The organism is Streptomyces sp. NRRL WC-3549 (genome assembly GCF_000721935.1).
In the GTDB taxonomy this organism is placed as follows: domain Bacteria; phylum Actinomycetota; class Actinomycetes; order Streptomycetales; family Streptomycetaceae; genus Streptomyces.
Map to the genome: position 1 here is coordinate 40,140 of NZ_KL585425.1, position 1,647 is coordinate 41,786.

A 1,647-nucleotide genomic window follows, 5' to 3' on the forward strand; every position below is an offset into this window, starting at 1 on the left:
GCCGCTGGTACTTCCGGCGTGCGCCGTCCGCGTACCGTTCGGAGGCCGCCGGTTACGCGGCGGTCGCCGCGGTGCTGGCCGAGACGGTGGACGCCGGGCGGACCGTGGAAGCGCACCGCCTGGGGGCCCGCCGGGTCGCCCTGTCGGACCGGCGCGTCAAGGAGTGGACGGCGTGGGAGCGGTACACGCTGTTCCTGCGCTCCGTGCTCTTCCCCGTCATCAACGCCACCTACGTCACGATCCTGGGCGCGGTGCTGCTGCTGGGCGGCTGGTTCGTGATCGAGGGTTGGCTCACCGTCGGGCAGCTGACGACGGGGGCGCTGCTGGCGCAGATGATGGTGGACCCGATCGGCCTGATCCTGCGCTGGTACGACGAGCTGCAGGTCGCCCAGGTGTCCCTGGCCCGCCTCGTGGGCGTACGGGAGATCGAGCCCGAGGCGGGCGACGACCTGACCGGCCCGGACGGCCGGGAGGTCCGGGCGGACGAGGTGTGCTTCGGTTACCGCGCCGGTGTGGACGTCCTGCACGGCGTGTCACTCGACGTCGCCCCGGGCACGCGGGTCGCACTGGTCGGACCGTCCGGCGCCGGCAAGTCCACGCTGGGCCGACTGCTGGCGGGGATCTACGCGCCCCGCAGCGGTGAGGTCACCCTCGGCGGCGCCGAACTCTCCCGGATGACGGCCGAGCGGGTGCGGAGCCATGTGGCCCTGGTCAACCAGGAGCACCACGTGTTCGTGGGGACGCTCCGGGACAACCTGCTCCTGGCGCGTACGGACGCCGGGGACGCCGAGCTGTGGGCCTCGCTCGCGGCGGTCGACGCGGACGGCTGGGCCAGGGCCCTGGAGGGCGGCCTGGACGCCGAGGTCGGTTCGGGGAGCCTCTCGCTGACCCCGGCGCAGGCCCAGCAGATCGCCCTGGCCCGTCTCGTGCTGGCGGACCCGCACACCCTGGTGCTGGACGAGGCGACCTCGCTGCTCGACCCGCGGGCCGCCCGGCACCTGGAGCGTTCCCTGGCCCAGGTGCTGGACGGCCGTACGGTGATCGCCATCGCCCACCGGCTGCACACCGCCCACGACGCGGACGTGATCGCGGTCGTGGAGGACGGCCGGATCACCGAGCTCGGCGGTCACGACGCGCTGGTGGCGGCGGACGGCGCGTACGCGGCCCTGTGGCGGTCCTGGCACGGGTGAGCCCACCGGGTTGCAGTACGCGTGACGGACATCCGCGTGGCTCCGGAAGCCCCGGGGCCCCGGACGTCGTGGCGCCCGTGGTACCCCGGGTGGCCGGTGACGCGTCGGCGCCGGATCTCCGCCGGTGCGCTGCTCCGCCGCGCCCTCGACGTGGTCAGGGCCGGGAGCGGGCGGTGTCCCGCACCGAGTCGGCCTGGCGGTCCGGCCCGCCGAGCAGCAGGTTGGCGTCGGGCCCCCGGGCGCGGGCAGGACCCTGCCGGACCGGCTGCCGCCGGGCAGGGGCCCACCGTGCGCCGGCTCGCTGACCGCGGGGACGGCCCCGGCCGCCGGACCGTCCCAGCCAGTTGCGGAGGCACGCCGCCCACGTCACCCGGGAGCACCGCGCCCCCAGAAGCACCGCGTCTTCCAGGGCATGGACCGGGTCGGCCCGCAGATCGCCCTGTCTCTTATACACATC

At 75.2% G+C, this 1,647-nt stretch carries 1 protein-coding gene; it reads left to right on the top strand.

The window, feature by feature from the left end; genetic code table 11:
- Positions 1 to 1,190, top strand: a 1,190-nt coding sequence (locus tag IH13_RS0127915) for an ABC transporter ATP-binding protein (protein ID WP_031088740.1), incomplete at its 5' end; no start/stop codon positions are given.
- Positions 1,191 to 1,647 lie beyond the last annotated feature (457 nt).